Source organism: Bacillus sp. Xin1 (genome assembly GCF_013314535.1).
In the GTDB taxonomy this organism is placed as follows: Bacteria; Bacillota; Bacilli; order Bacillales; family Bacillaceae_G; genus Bacillus_A.
Window position 1 is genome coordinate 131633 of sequence record NZ_JABUAE010000006.1, and the last position, 17156, is coordinate 148788.

The 17156-nt window shown below is 39.6% G+C and carries 16 protein-coding genes; 2 read left to right on the plus strand and 14 right to left on the minus strand.

The window, feature by feature from the left end; genetic code table 11:
* Window positions 1-55 precede the first annotated feature (55 nt).
* Complete coding sequence (locus tag HRG09_RS09070) at window positions 56-667, plus strand: flavin reductase family protein (RefSeq protein WP_098557877.1); 612 nt, start codon at window positions 56-58, stop codon at window positions 665-667.
* Between the two features lie 405 nt (window positions 668-1072).
* On the opposite strand, the gene HRG09_RS09075 is transcribed toward HRG09_RS09070, so the two are convergent.
* From HRG09_RS09075 to spo0F, 13 genes are all read right to left on the minus strand, one after another.
* Window positions 1073-1621, minus strand: coding sequence for a manganese efflux pump MntP (locus HRG09_RS09075; RefSeq protein ID WP_174100479.1), 549 nt, complete (start codon window positions 1619-1621; stop codon window positions 1073-1075).
* Between the two features lie 368 nt (window positions 1622-1989).
* Window positions 1990-3033, minus strand: a complete 1044-nt coding sequence (locus tag HRG09_RS09080; protein WP_174100480.1) for an L-threonylcarbamoyladenylate synthase — start codon at window positions 3031-3033, stop codon at window positions 1990-1992.
* A 108-nt stretch (window positions 3034-3141) separates the two neighbouring features.
* Complete coding sequence (locus tag HRG09_RS09085) at window positions 3142-3600, minus strand: GNAT family N-acetyltransferase (RefSeq protein WP_174100481.1); 459 nt, start codon at window positions 3598-3600, stop codon at window positions 3142-3144.
* A gap of 50 nt (window positions 3601-3650) precedes the next feature.
* A complete protein-coding gene (spoIIR, locus tag HRG09_RS09090) occupies window positions 3651-4523 on the minus strand; it encodes a stage II sporulation protein R (protein WP_174100482.1) in 873 nt (290 codons plus the stop codon).
* A 381-nt stretch (window positions 4524-4904) separates the two neighbouring features.
* Complete coding sequence (gene prmC, locus HRG09_RS09095; RefSeq protein ID WP_174100483.1) at window positions 4905-5756, minus strand: peptide chain release factor N(5)-glutamine methyltransferase; 852 nt, start codon at window positions 5754-5756, stop codon at window positions 4905-4907.
* On the minus strand, window positions 5756-6823 hold the full coding sequence (gene prfA, locus HRG09_RS09100) for a peptide chain release factor 1 (RefSeq protein ID WP_174100517.1): 1068 nt from the start codon (window positions 6821-6823) through the stop codon (window positions 5756-5758). The genes prmC and prfA overlap by 1 nt, the downstream gene beginning before the upstream one ends.
* A gap of 263 nt (window positions 6824-7086) precedes the next feature.
* A complete protein-coding gene (locus tag HRG09_RS09105; RefSeq protein ID WP_174100484.1) occupies window positions 7087-7671 on the minus strand; it encodes a thymidine kinase in 585 nt (194 codons plus the stop codon).
* A 108-nt stretch (window positions 7672-7779) separates the two neighbouring features.
* On the minus strand, window positions 7780-8025 hold the full coding sequence (locus HRG09_RS09110) for a type B 50S ribosomal protein L31 (protein WP_000643436.1): 246 nt from the start codon (window positions 8023-8025) through the stop codon (window positions 7780-7782).
* 741 nt (window positions 8026-8766) lie between these two features.
* Complete coding sequence (rho, locus tag HRG09_RS09115; RefSeq protein WP_001053901.1) at window positions 8767-10038, minus strand: transcription termination factor Rho; 1272 nt, start codon at window positions 10036-10038, stop codon at window positions 8767-8769.
* Between the two features lie 450 nt (window positions 10039-10488).
* Window positions 10489-11454, minus strand: coding sequence for a class II fructose-bisphosphatase (gene glpX, locus HRG09_RS09120; RefSeq protein ID WP_174100485.1), 966 nt, complete (start codon window positions 11452-11454; stop codon window positions 10489-10491).
* A gap of 162 nt (window positions 11455-11616) precedes the next feature.
* Window positions 11617-12906, minus strand: coding sequence for a UDP-N-acetylglucosamine 1-carboxyvinyltransferase (murA, locus tag HRG09_RS09125; RefSeq protein ID WP_174100486.1), 1290 nt, complete (start codon window positions 12904-12906; stop codon window positions 11617-11619).
* Window positions 12907-13343: 437 nt separating this feature from the next.
* A complete protein-coding gene (locus tag HRG09_RS09130) occupies window positions 13344-14201 on the minus strand; it encodes a class II fructose-bisphosphate aldolase (protein ID WP_174100487.1) in 858 nt (285 codons plus the stop codon).
* A 211-nt stretch (window positions 14202-14412) separates the two neighbouring features.
* Window positions 14413-14781, minus strand: coding sequence for a sporulation initiation phosphotransferase Spo0F (gene spo0F, locus HRG09_RS09135; RefSeq protein WP_174100488.1), 369 nt, complete (start codon window positions 14779-14781; stop codon window positions 14413-14415).
* 206 nt (window positions 14782-14987) lie between these two features.
* Here spo0F and HRG09_RS09140 point away from each other — a divergent pair, with 206 nt between their 5' ends.
* Window positions 14988-15512 (plus strand): DUF2529 domain-containing protein, encoded by a 525-nt coding sequence (locus HRG09_RS09140; RefSeq protein WP_174100489.1) that lies wholly within the window; start codon window positions 14988-14990, stop codon window positions 15510-15512.
* 32 nt (window positions 15513-15544) lie between these two features.
* On the opposite strand, the gene pyrG is transcribed toward HRG09_RS09140, so the two are convergent.
* Window positions 15545-17152 (minus strand): CTP synthase, encoded by a 1608-nt coding sequence (gene pyrG / locus HRG09_RS09145; RefSeq protein WP_174100490.1) that lies wholly within the window; start codon window positions 17150-17152, stop codon window positions 15545-15547.
* Window positions 17153-17156: the final 4 nt, after the last annotated feature.

Genomic DNA, 17156 nt, shown 5'->3' on the forward strand with positions numbered 1-17156 from the left:
CCTCATCTTGTAAACAAACAAAGAGTATTCATATCGAGGAAGGGAGATTACAAATATGCTTTCGATTAATCCAAATGAACAAACAGAAAAAGATAATTACAAATTATTAACAGGGAGTATTATTCCGCGCCCTGTAGCATTCGTGACTTCTGTAACAAAAGATGGTGTTTTAAACGGGGCTCCATATAGCTATTTTAATATCGTCGCTGCTAATCCACCGCTCATCTCTGTTTCAGTGCAACGTAAAGGAGGAGAACGCAAAGATACTTCTCGAAACGCCATTGAAAAAGGTGAATTTGTTGTACATATTTCCGATGAATCTTATGTGGAGGCCATCAATGAAACTGCTGCAAACCTTCCTCCAAATCAAAGTGAAATTGAGTTAGCGAAACTAACCCCTATCGAAAGCGATGTCATCTCGGTACCGGGCGTAAAAGAGGCAAACATTCGAATGGAATGTATATTAGAACGCGCCATCCCACTAGGTGGAACAGAAGACTCTCCAGCATGCGACCTACTAATCGGCCGCGTCGTCCGCTTCCACGTCGCAGAACATTTATATGAAAACGGCCGAATTCATGCAGAAGGACTAAAACCAGTAAGCAGACTCGCAGGACACAACTACGCAAAACTAGGAGAACAATTCGAGCTTGTAAGGCCTATTTAAAGGCGGAGACGGCTTGCTCAGAATCGCAGGGCATTGGAGCTCCCGACTGAGAAGCGCTTTTGGCTTCGACCGAGGGGGCGAAATGACCGGAGATTCTAGCCGTCGGAGCTGGATATCTCTAAAAGCGGAAGTGGCTCGTTCAGAATGGGAGGGGGATGGAGCTTCTGATAGAGGCAGCTCCATCCTTTCGTAACAAAGAAAAGACCAGCTTATGGTATTATCCCCTTTAAGTAGACAGTGTAAAAAGACCATGTACATACATGGGTGTTACACTATTACTTGGAGGGGATTTTTCGTCTTATAAAAAATCCTCCACCAGTATAAGTAGGGGATTCATAGAAGAAGATAAAAGAGTCTAAAATGGTCATCGACCTCTCTCACTATCATTGGTTATTGGTAACAAGATTACATTGGAAAAAGAAGGGTAAGTCCAAAACCAACAAGAATGAGACCACCAAGCACCTCACCATACATACCAAGCAAACGCTTTGCATGTCTTCCAATTAGTAAACCACCCCATGCTAGTACCATACTAACCAACCCAAATAATAAGATTGTTACAATCATTTGCGCTCCGTAAATCCCTAGGCTGAGCCCAACTGAAAAACTATCAATACTCACACCAAATGCAAATACCAATAAACTTATTCCTACAGGAGCAGATCTTGTCTCTTCCCCTTCTAAAATTGCTGAGTACACAATATAAAAACCTAATCCAATTAACAAAATAGCCCCAGCAACAGTCGCAATATGACCAAACTTCTCTGATAAAAAACGACCTAGTATCATACCAAGAAACGGCATAACAATATGGAACAGCCCTATTGTCATACCGATATAAATGATTTGTCGCATTCTTAACGTTACCATCCCCATGCCGAGGCTTACAGAAAATGCATCCATTCCTAAGGCAACTGCCATTATAATTAAAGGTACTAGCTGTTCAACCGTCATTTTGTCCCTCCTCGGACGTGCTACTTCACAATATGCTCATCCGAGGAAAAATAGAATCTATGCAAGTCGTCTCTATAAAGTGAAACTTTCATCACCCCTCACCAATTGGTCTTTTACAGGCCGTTCATCTCTCGCCTAACTTCTTTACTTTCGCTGAACTTTGAGGTGGGAGTGTTACTGTCCTAAAATAGCGGGATAAAGTGAAAATTCTCCTTCAAATTACAGGCTATGAAAATAAAAAGTAACCCCGCGCTCATTTCCTCATTCTGTTCTAACTGAAGAGGGCGAAGAAAAAGACAATGACCGCTTCTATCCATGGCTATGTCCTCTCTTCCACCCTAAAAAATAGATTTTAATTTTTTACTCGCCTACTCTTCAATAATAATATGATGCCCTGCCGCTTTCGTTAAACGGTTCATAATTGCATTTCCAATTCCTTCATTCGGAAATGACTCACTAAAAATTACATCTACTTTACTTGCATCAAACGTACGCAACACATCATATAATTTCGTCGCAACACTTGCTAAATCACTTCGCACACCACAAGATAGCACAACATCCGCTTTATACACATGTTGATACTCTTCTGTTGTTAATACACCCACCGTATATCCTTCTTCTTTCTTTTTATCCACAAGTTGTTGAATGAACTCACGAGATCCTTCAACGATACTAAGTGGTGCTTTCGGTGCATAATGCGTATATTTCATTCCTGGCGCCTTCGGTTTCTCTTTTTCATCTTTTAGTGCAGGATCTAAAGAAACGGTTCCGATTACCTCTTCTAATTGTTCCTTTGTAATACCGCCTGGACGTAAAATCGTTGGCACTTCACTTGTGCAATCTACTACGGTTGATTCAACACCAACACCAGTTGCACCGCCATCAACAATACCAGCAATTTTCCCATTTAAATCCTCATATACGTGATGCGCAAGTGTCGGACTTGGACGTCCAGAACGATTGGCACTTGGTGCTGCAACTGGTACATTCGCTGCTTCAATAAGAGCAAGCGCTACTGGATGATCAGGCATTCTCACTCCAACCGTATCTAATCCTGCTGTAACCTTCTCTGAAATCCCATTTTTTTTAGGCAAAATAATCGTTAATGGTCCCGGCCAAAAATGCTTCATTAATACTTCTGCAACTGGCGTAATCTCTCTAACAATTTCCCCTAATTGTGATTTTGCACCAATGTGGACAATAAGTGGATTATCACTCGGTCTACCTTTTGCTTCAAAAATTTTCGCAATCGCTTCATCATTCATCGCATTTGCGCCTAGTCCATACACCGTTTCAGTTGGAAAGGCAATCGCTTCATTTTCTCTTAATAATCTTGCTGCTTCTTGTAATTGTGGATAATCTTTTTTTATTTCCACAACATTATCCACAACCCACATATTTGTATGCATTTTTTTACACGTCCTTTTCTTCCATGAAATACTTGTCTATTGTTAGTTTACTATGACATTTATCTAAAAGACAAACAAGGTTTATCCACAAAATGTGGATAAACCTGATTAATCAGTGGATAACTTTGTTAATAGCTGACAATTTAGTATTATTACATTCTGCTGTTTTATATTTTCACAAAAATGTTCTAGTTGCTGAATATCATCTGGAACTTGATCTTTTTCCACAGCTGTAAAGTGAAAAAACTGAAATATCGTCACAGATTGTGGATGATTTGTGAGTAAATATACTTGCAAGATACTCTTCTCTTTCATATACTGCAAAAACATTTCAAAAAAATATAAGAAAGTCCTGTTATCCACAGCGGGTGTGAACAAACAAGAACGAATGAGTGCATCCTCTCCTTTTTGTTCATAACCAATCACAGCTTGGATTTCTCCGTTATCTTCCAAAATCATAAATTGTTCATATAACTCATTTATTTTATCATCTTTCTTATTAGCTTGTCCGAAAAAAGAATGCAACCTCTCAACATCACCTTTTGTAGCAAAATAAGTCTTTTTCACAGCAAATCCCTCCTCATTTCTATATATGAGAAGGGATTTAAAATTAGTACTTATTTAGAAAATAACGAAGAGAAGGCTTCTACAATAAACAATTTAACTTCTGGTTCCTCCTGCTCTTCTTCTACTTCTACTGTTTCAATCTTTTGCTTCTCTTCCACGGGTTGTTCTGTTTTATCCACAAGTTGTTTTTCCTCTTGTTTTACGCTTTTTTCTTGTACAACTTTTTCGTTCGTTTTTTTCACAGTAGTCTCTACTTTTGAAGCGACTTCTTTTTTCGATGACTCTTGTTCTGATTTTTGTTTCTCTACAACTTCTTTATCTTGTTTCTTCGATACCTCTTCTTTTTCTTCCTCTGTTTCTTCTACTAGCTGTTCTTCCTCATCAATTGATTCCGCCTTTACAACATGCTCCTCCTTTTTGACAGCTGATCCACTCGAGAAATCTAGAAAACACATCGGCGGGAATAGCACGCACCACCAATTTGCGCCTTCACCTTTACCAATTGAAATAAGTACTGCTTCATATTCCCCTGCGGGATAAATAAAATTCCCATAGACCTTTGTAGGAAATTTAATGTTTTTACCAAATGTAACTTGAAACGATTCCTTACTTCCTTCTCGTTGTAATGTTTTCGCAACCGTTTTTTCGATTTCCGGGATGTGACTTTGAATGACACGACGTGCATCTTCAAACGATTTCAAATCTGCTACCCAACCATCGATTTGCGCCTTTACTTCATCGCGCACTTTACGCTTTAACGCTTGATCTTTATCTGAATCACTATTTGCTAAAATACGTAATCGAACAGCTTCTTTTGGAATCACTGTAGGCCCCTTTGCATCAGCTTTCATATATCCAAACTGCACAAGTAGCTGTGCACCAATTAATAATAAAAGAAAATAGGCAATCGCTTGTTTTTTCATGTCTTTGCACCGTCCCTTCTGGTAAACAGTGTAGACATACTTGTCTCTTTCTAAACTATTAAATTCTAAATCTATAGAAAAAAATATTTAAAGCCTTTCTTTTCGTGTGGGAGAGAGCAGCTAGCCATGCGTAGATGCGGTCAGATCCTTTTTCTACCCCATTCCATGTAAAAACAGGACCGAGCATGCTCTTGTTTTTTTCGTTATTCGTCGGTTGGTCGATATCCTTTGTCGAATCGCTAATATATTTGAATTTGCGCCGATAAAATTTCATTCACTACTTCCCCACTACCCAAATCTCAGCATTTCACCATATTTCTTCTTGTAGTTTTGCAATATCCTCTTTCTCAATAACCTCAAAAAAAGGAGTAAAGTTCTCCCTTACTCCATCTCCGCAAAGACCATACGATCTTTTCCGTTAATATCAAAAACAACTTCTACATGCGCATGTGGAAATGTTTGCTGCAATAATCCTTTCACATCTTCCCCTTGCCCTATACCTACTTCAAAAGCAACAATCGCTTTTCTTTGCAAGACGTTTGGCAATTCTTCCATAAAACGGCGATAAAAATCAAGGCCATCTTCTCCGCCAACAAGGGCACGCTTTGGTTCATGCTCTTTTACAACTGGAGAAAGCCCTCTCCAGTCTTCCTCTGGGATATACGGCGGATTGGAAACAACAACATCTAACTTTTGTCCCGTTTCATAAAATGGTGACAATAAATCGCCATGATAAAACGTTACATTCGCACCTAGTGCATTCGCATTTTCTTTCGCAACTTCAATCGATTCTTGTGCAATATCTACTGTATACACATGAAGATTTTGATTTTCTAAAGCAAGTGTAATTGAAATAGCCCCACTTCCTGTGCCAATATCAGCTACATGAAGTTCCTGCTTCCCAAACATACGCTGAATTCTATCTAGGACACCTACGATAAGCTCTTCTGTTTCTGGCCTTGGTATTAGCACTTCTTCATTTACAAAAAAAGAACGACCATAAAACATTTCATATCCCATCATATATTGAACAGGAATTCCATCAACGTGTTTGTGGATAAATTCCGTAAAATTCTTCTCTTGTTCCTCAGATATTTCTTCACGCATATTCATCATTAAACCTGTTCGGTTCGTCTTTAATACATGACAAAGGACGATTTCTCCCGCATTTTCATCTCGGCCATTTTCCTGTAAAAAAGAAGAAGCCCATTTCAGGGCTTCATAGACACGCATTACTCAGCTGCCTCCATCTTTTGCGCTTGATCTTCCATCACTAAGGCGTTGATGAAATCATCTAACTTACCTTGTAAGATTTGATCTAGCTTCTGAATCGTTAAACCGATTCGATGGTCTGTAACACGGTTTTGCGGGAAGTTATACGTACGGATACGCTCTGAACGGTCTCCCGTACCAACAGCTTGCTTACGGTTTTGATCGTACTCAGCCTGAGCTTCTTGTTGGAACTTATCATAAACACGCGCACGTAATACTTTCATTGCTTTTTCTTTGTTCTTAATTTGCGACTTTTCATCCTGACATGAAACAACTACACCAGTCGGTAAATGCGTTAAACGTACCGCTGACATCGTTGTATTAACACTTTGTCCACCAGGACCACTAGAAGCAAATGTATCAACACGAACATCTTTTTCATGAATCTCGATTTCTACTTCTTCTGCTTCCGGTAATACAGCTACAGTTGCTGTAGAAGTATGGATACGTCCTCCAGATTCTGTTTCTGGAACACGTTGCACACGGTGTGCACCATTTTCAAATTTCAATTTTGCGAAAGCGCCTTTCCCGTTAATCATAAAGATAATTTCTTTATATCCACCTAATTCTGTATAGCTTGCTTCGATAATTTCAGTTTTCCAACCTTGCACCTCAGCATAACGGCTATACATACGATATAAATCACCAGCAAATAAAGCAGCTTCATCGCCACCAGCAGCACCACGTACCTCCACGATAACGTTTTTATCATCGTTCGGGTCTTTTGGAACAAGTAAAATTTTCAGACGCTCTGATAATTCCTTCTCTTGTCCTTCTAATTCAGAAACTTCTTCCTTTACCATCTCACGCATGTCAGCATCTAACTTATCTTCTAACATTGCCTTTGCATCTCGTAATTGCTCACGAACATCTTTATACTCACGGTACACCTCTACCGTTTCTTGTATATCAGATTGTTCTTTTGAATATTCACGAAGCTTATTCGAATCACTAATAACTTCTGGATCACTTAACAATTCGTTTAACTTCTCATAACGATCTTCTACAGCTTGCAAACGATCTAACACATCATTCACCTCAACATCCTAGTATCTAATACAAATAGTATATGGTACTTAATCAAAAAAACGCAAATTATATTTAAAAGCGTAGGCGGCTCGTTCAGCTCTGACCAGCTAAGGTTCTTTCGCACACAAGCGCTCTTTGCCTTTTGTGCGGAAGGTTCTTAGATGCGAAGAGCTTGCCGCTGAAGCTAGATACCACTTAAAAGCGCAAGCGGCTCACCTTCATCTATTTTCGAAAAAAACCCGCTCTATGTAGCGAGTTTTACTTATCTTTGTTTTGTAGGTACAGCATGACAATGACGACAGCGCGGTTCATATGACTCTGAAGCTCCAACTAAAATAATTGGATCATCAAAAGAAGCTGGCTCATCATTAATTAAACGCTGTGTACGACTTGCTGGAGATCCACATACAGAGCAAACTGCTTGCAGCTTCGTTACATGCTCGGCAATCGCCATCAGCTGAGGAACTTGTCCAAATGGTAGACCACGGAAATCTTGGTCTAAACCGGCTACAATGACACGATAGCCACGATTTGCCAATACTTGCACCACTTCCACAATGTCCCCATCAAAGAATTGCACCTCATCAATTGCAATAACGTCCATTTTCTCTGTTATATGATCAAATATATCTTTTGAAGCTGAAACAGGAACTGCTTTTACCTTTAATCCATTATGTGATACAACATCTTCTTCACTATAACGGTTATCAATACATGGTTTAAATACAATTGCATTTTGCTTTGCAAATTGTGTACGGCGTATGCGGCGGATGAGCTCTTCTGATTTTCCAGAAAACATACTCCCGCAAATCACTTCAATCCAACCGTTTTGATTTATTAAGTACATTGAGCTCTCCTTTCATCTACTTTTTTTATCCAAAGTAGGTAAAGGTTTAATATTTTCGCAAAAAAAACAGACAAGCGAATAGATACACTTGCCTGTTTTATGTTTTTATTACTTAAGACCGTATTTCTTGTTGAAGCGGTCAACACGTCCGTCTGCAGTAGCAAACTTCTGACGTCCAGTGTAGAATGGGTGAGAATCAGAACTGATCTCAACTTTTAGTAATGGATAAGTGTTTCCATCTTCCCACTCAACCGTTTCGCTAGATCCTTTAGTAGATCCGCTTAAGAATTTGAAGCCTGTGTTTGTGTCCATGAATACAACTTTCTTGTAATCCGGATGAATTCCTGCTTTCATTCTTTTCATCTCCTTCCGCCCTGAATCATTTTCGAAACAGAGTTTTTCATCTTTAGCTGCAATCACAACTATATTGATGAAACACATATGATGAAATTATAACAAGGCTAACTTCATTTTGCAACTACCTGTTTTTAGCATTATAAAAATAAAAGTGGAGACGGCTCGCTCAGAATCGCAGGTCATTGGAGCTCCCGACCGAGAAGCGCTTTGCTGCTTCGACCGAGGAAGCGAAATGGCCGGAGATTCTTGCCGTCGGAACTGGATATAAAATAAAAGTGGAGACGGCTCGCTCAGAATCGCAGGTCATTGGAGCTCCCGACCGAGAAGCGCTTTGTTGCTTCGACCGAGGAAGCGAAATGGCCGGAGATTCTTGCCGTCGGAACTGGATATAAAATAAAAGTGGAGACGGTTCGCTCAGAATCGCAGGTCATTGGAGCTCCCGACCGAGAAGCGCTTTGTTGCTTCGACCGAGGAAGCGAAATGGCCGGAGATTCTTGCCGTCGGAACTGGATATAAAATAAAAGTGGAAGCGGCTCGCTCAGAATGGGAGGGGGATGGAGCTTCTGACGTAGAGGCGCTTTTTGCCTCGCAGGACCACCGACCATTCTTGCCGCTGGAACTAGATATCTTTAAAAGTGGAGGTGGCTCGCTTAGCTCTGACCGGCTAAGGTTCTCTCACAAAAAGACATGAAAAAAACTCGCTTAGCATAAAAATAAGCGAGTTTTCACCGTTTCCCTTTACTTTGTTGTTACATATCTTTTGGAATCTGCAACAATGTTTTGTAAAAATTCTTCATTTGTTTTCGTTTGACGAAGTTTACGTAAGAAACTTTCAACAAAGTCTGGTGTATCACGCATTGTTTTGCGAATACCCCATAGCTTGTCTAAATGTTCTTTTGGAATTAATAGATCTTCTTTACGCGTACCAGAACGGCGAATATCAATCGCTGGGAAGATACGACGCTCAGCTAACGAGCGATCTAAATGAAGCTCCATATTTCCTGTTCCTTTAAATTCTTCGTAAATGACATCGTCCATACGAGATCCTGTATCAACAAGTGCCGTCGCTAAAATTGTTAAGCTACCGCCCTCTTCGATATTACGAGCTGCTCCAAAGAATCGTTTTGGTCTATGGAATGCAGCCGGATCAATACCACCTGACAATGTACGCCCACTTGGTGGAATAACAAGGTTGTAAGCACGTGCTAAACGGGTAATACTATCCATTAAAATGATAACGTCTTTTTTATGTTCTACAAGACGCATCGCACGTTCCAATACAAGTTCAGCTACTTTAATATGATTTTCTGGCACTTCATCGAAAGTAGAACTTACAACATCACCTTTAACAGAGCGCTCGATATCCGTTACTTCCTCTGGACGTTCGTCGATTAAAAGTACGATTAATTCTGCTTCTGGATGGTTCGTTGTGACACTATGAGCAATTTCTTTTAATAGTATCGTTTTACCAGCCTTTGGAGGCGCAACAATTAAACCACGTTGTCCAAATCCAACTGGTGCAATTAAATCCATGATGCGTGTTGACAGCTTCTTCGGCTCCGTCTCCAATTTCATTTGACGATCTGGATATAATGGCGTTAATGCAGGAAAATGTACACGCTCTTTTGCAGATTCTGGGTCATCCCCATTTACTGCTTCAACCTGTAGCAATCCAAAATAGCGTTCATTCTCTTTCGGCGGGCGTACTTTACCAGAAACCTTATCTCCATTACGCAAATCAAAGCGACGAATTTGCGAAGCTGAAATATAAATATCTTCTGAGCTTGGAGAATAGTTGATTGGACGTAGGAACCCAAAACCTTCTGATTGAATAATTTCGAGTACACCTTCCATAAAGAAGAAACCTTCTTTTTCTGCACGAGCTTTTAATATAGCAAAAATTAACTCTTTCTTTGTTAATTTGCTGTAATACGAAATCTTAAATTCTTTCGCAAGCTCATATAACTCTTTTAATTTCATGTTTTCTAATGCTGCAATTGACAAATTCATTCAGACACCACACTTTAACATTATTCTCTTTTCAAATGGGTAAAGGGAAAATATACGGAAGGCAAATACATAATAATGAAAGGCAATAAGTTCAAGTAGGGTAATATTCACTATTGTAACCCTTTTGTCTAGTTTTAATCAATACGTTGTAACACAAATACAAGAAGCGAAGACAAGAAAAATTGTCTCCGCTTTTATACCGCTTCCGTTTTTCTCTATTTATAGCATTTGGATAGGGCTAGATCAGCAGCTAGAATAGTCGGTGGCTTCGCCTCTTCGTCAGAAGCTCCATCCCCCTCCCATTCTAAGCGAGCTACTTCCGCTTTTTATTGTAATCCAGTTCCAATGGCGAGCTCTTCGTGTCTAAGAACCTTCCGCACAAAAGGCAAAAATCTCCTTGTGTACGAAAGAACCTTAGCCAGTCAGAGCTGATCGAGCCATTTCCACTTTTTATTTAATAACCAAATTTGGTTTTTTGTTTAGGCTGTGACGTCCATCAACGAAACGAACTGTTCCGGATTTCGCACGCATAACAAGGGATTGTGTTGTACCGACGCTTCCTTTAAATTGAACGCCGCGTAGTAATTCTCCATCTGTTACACCTGTTGCTGCAAAGATTGCATCGTCACCTTTTACTAAGTCTTCCATACGAAGAATACGATTAGGATCTTCAATACCCATCTTCTTGCAACGCGCTAATTCTGCTTCATTTTGAGGAAGAAGCTTTCCGTGAATTTCTCCACCTAAACATTTTAATGCAACTGCTGCAAGAACGCCTTCCGGTGCGCCACCAGAACCGAATAAAATATCAACACCTGTACGATCAAATGCTGTATTAATTGCTCCAGCTACATCGCCATCATTAATTAATTTAATACGAGCGCCAGCTTTACGAATTTCTTCAATAATTGCTTGGTGACGTGGACGGTTTAGAACTGTTGCCACAACATCTTCAATATCTTTATTTTTTGCCTTTGCAACAGCACGTAAGTTATCGATAATAGGTGCGTCAATATCAACTGCACCAACCGCTTCTGGTCCAACCGCAATTTTATCCATGTACATGTCAGGAGCATGTAACAAATTACCATGATCCGCAATCGCAATAACAGCAAGTGCATTCCAGCCCCCAGCTGCCACAATATTTGTTCCTTCTAACGGATCAACTGCAACATCGACACGTGGTCCATAACCTGTACCCAATTTTTCCCCGATGTATAGCATTGGCGCTTCATCCATTTCTCCTTCGCCAATTACAACTGTTCCTTTCATCGGAATTGTATCGAACACATCGCGCATTGCTGATGTTGCTGCACCGTCTGCTTCATCTTTTTTCCCGCGTCCCATCCAACGCGCTGATGATAATGCTGCAGCCTCTGTTACACGTACTAACTCCATAGATAAACTTCTTTCCACAATAATCCCTCTCCTTTAAGCCTTATATTTATGCCATATTTTGTGAACTGTTTTCTTTCTATAAAGTGAAACTTCCGTCAGTGATGGTGATTCTTCGTCCCCCATTAACGGAAGCATCACCACTTTATTCGCACGCTTTACCAACTAGTAAAACATACAATATTATGCATTTTTCATTTCTTCAATCTCTTGCTGCGTCATTTGTTCTCGCCAAATATTTGCACCAAGACCTTTAAGCTTGTCTACTATATTTTCATAGCCTCGATCAATATGTTCAAGCCCTGTTACTTCTGTAATTCCTTCGGCCATTAATCCTGCAATTACAAGTGCAGCACCTGCTCGTAAGTCACTCGCTTTTACCTTTGCTCCCTGCAATGAAACAGGTCCTGTTACAATCGCAGAACGACCCTCTACTTTAATTTGCGCATTCATCCGGCGCAATTCATCAATATGTTTAAAACGAGCACCGTAAATCGTATCTGTTACAACTCCTGTTCCATATGCCTTTGTTAAAAGGGTTGTAAAAGGTTGCTGCAGGTCTGTCGGGAAACCTGGATACACAAGGGTCTTTATATCAACTGTCTTTAACTTACGATTCCCATTTATTATAATTTGATCATCGTTCGTCTCCACTTGTACACCAGCTTCTCTTAACTTTGCAGTGACTGACTCTAAATGTTGCGGGATTACATTATCAACTGTTACTTCCCCACCAGACGCTGCACCTAAAATCATGTACGTACCCGCTTCAATTCGGTCTGGAATAATAGAGTGGTGACATCCGTGCAGGGAGTCCACCCCATCAATACGAATCACATCTGTACCAGCACCTTTAATTCGCGCTCCCATACTTGTTAATAATGTCGCTACATCAATAATTTCTGGTTCTTTCGCAGCATTTTCAATCACTGTTCTACCTTTTGCACGCACAGCTGCTAGCATAATATTAATTGTTGCTCCTACACTAACAACATCTAAATAAATACGAGCTCCTCGTAATTCATCTGCTCTTAAATAGATTGCACCTTGCTCATTTGTGACATGTGCACCTAATGCTTCAAAACCTTTGATGTGCTGATCGATTGGTCTTGGTCCTAAGTGACATCCACCAGGAAGCCCAATTACAGCTTTTTTAAAACGGCCAAGCATAGCGCCCATCAAGTAATAAGAAGCACGTAATTTTTTTACTTTCCCATTTGGCAAGGGCATAGCAACCATTTTGGAAGGATCAACTGTCATCTCTTCCTCCTGACCATACGTTACAACCCCTCCAATTTCCTCTAATAGGTCTCCTAACATCTTCACATCTGAAATATTAGGTACACCACCGATGGTCACTGGAGTATCAGCTAAAATGGTCGCTGGAATTAAAGCAACAGCACTATTCTTCGCACCGCTCACGCGAATTGATCCGTTTAAAGGTCGTCCACCTTCAATCAGCAACTTTTCCATGTTGAGCTCCCTTCTTGTGAATGTATTTACTTTCAGTTTCCCCTTTTCATAAAGAAAACAGAAAACCTTTCCTTAAGAATCTCATTCGTTCAGCAAACTATTAAACAAAATATTGTATTCTCTCTTCCCTGGCCTAAACTTAACAAGCAGTAGGACCCCACCTAAAAATAGCTATACCTTAAGTGAGCAGATGAAGACTAACTGCTTGTCAAGATTTGTTTATCGATTGCTCTAGATACGTTATTACATTTATTAATAGGACTATGCACATTATGTTCCATTTTTATATTGAAAAGGAGAAGAAAACTCCCTTCACACATAGATAATACGAAGAAATGTAGAAATTTAATTAATCTTAAGACATGTTCACGCTTTCATTATACAACGAAAGGAAACCGTCTAAAAGAGTAGACGGTTTCCAAAACGGAATTTTATTCTTACGCTTTACCGTTAGAACCGAATTCACGAATTTTACCAATAACAGTTGCTTTGATAGCTTCGCGGCCAGGTCCGATAAATTTACGAGGATCGTAAACTTCTTGGTCTTTATTTAATACTTCACGAACAGCTTTTGTAAACTCAATTTGGTTTTCAGTGTTTACGTTGATTTTTGAAGTACCTAAAGAAATAGCTTTTACGATATCAGCAGTTGGGATACCAGTACCACCGTGAAGTACTAAAGGTACACCAGTGAAGTCACGAACTTGTTCCATTTCTTTAAATCCTAAGTTAGGCTCACCTTTGTAAGGACCGTGTACAGAACCTAAAGCCGGAGCTAGGCAATCGATGCCTGTTGCTTCAACAAGGTGTTTACACTCTTCAGGATCAGCGTAGATAACGCCTTCAGCGATTACATCGTCTTCTTGTCCGCCAACTGTACCAAGCTCAGCTTCTACAGATACGTTACGAGCGTGTGCGTATTCTACTACCTTTTTAGTAGTTTCTACGTTTTCTTCGAATGGGTGGTGAGAAGCGTCGATCATTACAGACGTGAAACCTGCATCGATTGCTTCTTTACATTTTTCGAAACTTGAACCATGGTCAAGGTGAATCGCTACAGGAACAGTGATGTTCATTTCTTCGATTAAAGCTTTAACCATAGCTACAACTGTTTTGAAACCAGTCATATGACGAGCTGCACCCTCAGATACACCTAGGATTACAGGAGACTTTTCTTCTTCCGCAGCAGCTAAGATAGCTTGAGTCCACTCTAAGTTGTTCATGTTGAATTGACCAACTGCGTATTTTCCTTCTAGTGCTTCGTTTAGCATTTCTTTCATGGAAACTAAAGGCATGGTGAATCCTCCTAAAAAACGTTTTTTGTATCCGATAAGTTCTTATCGCTGGTAGTATGACCAGAATAAGGTAAAACATGTATATTTACATACCGGACTTTTTTCTACACTCAATAGGATAACAACTTGTACTCAAAAACTCAACTGTATTCACCTGCTCATCAGCCCATGTAAACGCTTTTTTCCATATTTTTTATAAAAAATTCATTTTTTAAGCCTCTACAGTAATTTCATTTCGTACCGCTTGACGAATTTCATCAATATCAAACGGCTTCGCAAAATGCATTAAAGCTCCTAAATCCTTTGCTTCTTGAATCATATCAAGCTCCCCATAAGCAGTCATTAAAATAACTTTAATATCTTCATTAATTTTTTTTACATGTTTTAAAATCTCTATACCATCCATACCTGGAATTTTCATATCTAAAATAACTAAATCTGGATTATCCTTTTTCACAATATCTAAAGCTTGAAATCCATTTGCTGCTTGGAACGTTTGATAACCTTCTTTTTGGAACACTTCATGCAGTAACACACGAATGCCATATTGATCATCAACGATTAAAATTTTCCCTTCCATAATCCCCAACCTTTCTGTAGTAAATACAAGATTAAACGCTTCTTATATCTATATCGATTTTATTTTCGCTATCGATTACCAAATTCCTTCCTATTTCTTTCTTATTTTACCGCCTTCGATTTGGTTATGCCACCCTATTACTTCGCCTTTCTGAAAAAATAGGCTATAATAAAAGCCGCCCTAACACGTTAGAAAGGAGTATCACGATGTTAAAAATTTTTTCTACTCAACTGAGTAGCTATTTTACAAGAATTTCTCAAAAAGAAGAGATGAACATAGAAGATAGTGCCCGTCTACTTGCCCAAGCGTTAGTTGGTGATGGCATCGTCTATTTACACGGTACACAAGAAATGGAAGGCGTAGTTTCAGAAGCATTGCACGGTGCGGAGCCACTAAAACAAACCAAGCGCTTAATAGAAAATGGTAACCAAGCAGAGGTTACATCCGCAGACCGCGTACTTCTTATCAGTCGTTTTTCAACAGATGAAAATATCATTTCATTGGCGAAAGGGCTGCAAGAAGAAGGACACTCCATTGTTGGTATTTCAGCCATCCAAAATGGCGAAGTTTCACTAGAGCAATTCACAGATGTACATATTGATATAAAATTGCTAAAAGGATTAATCCCTGATGATGAAGGTAACCGTTATGGTTTCCCAAGTTTAATCTTAGCCCTATTTGCTTATCACGGATTAAAATTTACAATTGATGAAATGTTAAACGAATATTAAAAAAAGCGCCCTATTTCAGGCGCTTTTTTTTATTACTTGCTCTCTTTATTCGTAATAGAAGCTCTTACGAAATCATGGAACAATGGTTGCGGACGATTTGGACGAGATACAAGTTCTGGGTGGAACTGTGCTGCCACGAACCAAGGATGATCTTGTAATTCAATGATTTCTACTAAACGACCGTCTGGGCTTGTACCAGAGAAGATGAATCCAGCGCCTTCCATGTCTTTACGGAATTCATTGTTGAACTCATAACGATGACGATGACGCTCGTATACAACCGGTTCGTTATATGCATTGTAAGCATTTGTTTCTGGAGTAAGCTTACATGGGTATAGACCAAGACGAAGTGTACCACCTAAATCTTCTACATCTTTTTGTTCTGGTAATAGATCGATAATTGCGTAAGGCGTGTCAGGATTAATTTCAGAAGAGTTAGCGCCTTCTAATCCTAATACGTTACGTGCAAATTCGATTGATGCAAGCTGCATACCTAAGCAAATTCCTAAGAATGGAACTTTATTTTCACGTGCGTATTGAATTGCAGCGATTTTTCCTTCTACACCGCGATCGCCGAAGCCACCTGGTACAAGGATACCGTCTGTGTCGCCCACTAATTCTTTTACATTTTCTGCTGTTACGTGCTCAGCGTTTACCCATTTCACTTCTACATCTGTATCGAATGAGTAACCTGCATGACGAAGTGCTTCTACAACAGAGATGTATGCATCTTGAAGCTCTACGTATTTACCAACAAGAGCGATTTTTGTTTTCTTAGAAAGATTACGTACTTTTTCAACTAACGCAGTCCACTCTGTCATATCTGCAGCTGGGTTGTCTAGTTTTAAGTGATCGCAAACGATTTGGTCCATATTTTGCTCTTGAAGAGATAATGGAACTGCATATAATGTATCTGCATCGCGCGCTTCAATAACTGCTTTTGTATCAATGTCACAGAATAACGCAAGCTTGTCTTTCATATCTTGAGAAACAGGCATTTCTGTACGAACAACGATAATATTTGGCTGAATACCTAAGCTACGAAGTTCTTTAACGCTATGTTGCGTTGGTTTTGTTTTCATTTCACCCGCTGCTTTTAAGTATGGGATTAATGTACAGTGAATGTACATTACGTTGTCACGACCAATATCGCTCTTAATTTGGCGAATTGCTTCTAGGAATGGTAGAGACTCAATGTCACCAACAGTTCCCCCGATTTCTGTAATAACAACGTCCGCATTTGTTTCACGGCCTGAACGATATACACGCTCTTTAATCTCATTTGTAATGTGAGGAATAACTTGAACTGTTCCTCCTAAATATTCACCGCGACGCTCTTTTTGAAGAACAGAAGAGTAAATTTTACCTGTTGTTACGTTGCTGTATTTGTTTAAGTTAATATCAATGAAACGCTCATAGTGACCAAGGTCTAAGTCTGTTTCTGCGCCATCATCTGTTACGAATACCTCACCGTGTTGGTATGGGCTCATTGTCCCTGGGTCTACGTTAATGTATGGGTCAAACTTTTGGATTGTTACGTTTAAACCACGATTTTTTAAAAGTCTTCCAAGAGATGCTGCTGTAATCCCTTTCCCTAAAGAAGATACTACACCGCCTGTTACGAAAATATACTTAGTCATGAAA

Excerpts from the sequence above, each read along its gene's own strand:
- HRG09_RS09070 (WP_098557877.1), top strand. The coding sequence starts at position 56 with ATGCTTTCGATTAATCCAAATGAACAAACAGAAAAAGATAATTACAAA.
- HRG09_RS09075 (WP_174100479.1), bottom strand. The coding sequence starts at position 1,621 with ATGACGGTTGAACAGCTAGTACCTTTAATTATAATGGCAGTTGCCTTA.
- HRG09_RS09080 (WP_174100480.1), bottom strand. The coding sequence starts at position 3,033 with ATGCATACAAATATGTGGGTTGTGGATAATGTTGTGGAAATAAAAAAA.
- spoIIR (WP_174100482.1), bottom strand. The coding sequence starts at position 4,523 with ATGAAAAAACAAGCGATTGCCTATTTTCTTTTATTATTAATTGGTGCA.
- prmC (WP_174100483.1), bottom strand. The coding sequence starts at position 5,756 with ATGCGTGTCTATGAAGCCCTGAAATGGGCTTCTTCTTTTTTACAGGAA.
- HRG09_RS09105 (WP_174100484.1), bottom strand. The coding sequence starts at position 7,671 with ATGTACTTAATAAATCAAAACGGTTGGATTGAAGTGATTTGCGGGAGT.
- HRG09_RS09110 (WP_000643436.1), bottom strand. The coding sequence starts at position 8,025 with ATGAAAGCAGGAATTCATCCGGATTACAAGAAAGTTGTATTCATGGAC.
- rho (WP_001053901.1), bottom strand. The coding sequence starts at position 10,038 with ATGAATTTGTCAATTGCAGCATTAGAAAACATGAAATTAAAAGAGTTA.
- murA (WP_174100486.1), bottom strand. The coding sequence starts at position 12,906 with ATGGAAAAGTTGCTGATTGAAGGTGGACGACCTTTAAACGGATCAATT.
- HRG09_RS09130 (WP_174100487.1), bottom strand. The coding sequence starts at position 14,201 with ATGCCTTTAGTTTCCATGAAAGAAATGCTAAACGAAGCACTAGAAGGA.
- spo0F (WP_174100488.1), bottom strand. The coding sequence starts at position 14,781 with ATGGAAGGGAAAATTTTAATCGTTGATGATCAATATGGCATTCGTGTG.
- HRG09_RS09140 (WP_174100489.1), top strand. The coding sequence starts at position 14,988 with ATGTTAAAAATTTTTTCTACTCAACTGAGTAGCTATTTTACAAGAATT.
- pyrG (WP_174100490.1), bottom strand. The coding sequence starts at position 17,152 with ATGACTAAGTATATTTTCGTAACAGGCGGTGTAGTATCTTCTTTAGGG.